A 253-nucleotide genomic window follows, 5' to 3' on the forward strand; every position below is an offset into this window, starting at 1 on the left:
GATCCAGCCACCCTCGCCCATGCGATATCAGTCGTCCAGAAGGTCGCCATTGCGGTTAAGGACGTCTTCGACGCTGACGGCGTCTTCATCGCCCAGTTCAACGAACCGGCCGCCGGGCAAACGGTGTTTCATCTGCATTTCCACGTCATCCCGCGCCATGAGGGTGCTGCGCTCAAGCCGCATTCCGGCAAGATGGAGGATGGCGCCGTGCTTGCCGCACATGCCGAAAAGATCAGGGCGGCACTGGCGTAAC

At 61.3% G+C, this 253-nt stretch carries 1 protein-coding gene; it reads left to right on the plus strand.

All coding sequences use genetic code 11. From position 1 onward, the window contains the following. On the plus strand, positions 1–252 hold a 252-nt coding region (locus EOD29_RS33465; protein WP_164764031.1), incomplete at its 5' end, for an HIT family protein. Position 253: the final 1 nt, after the last annotated feature.

Source organism: Mesorhizobium sp. M1A.T.Ca.IN.004.03.1.1 (assembly GCF_003997555.1).
Lineage (GTDB): Bacteria > Pseudomonadota > Alphaproteobacteria > Rhizobiales > Rhizobiaceae > Mesorhizobium.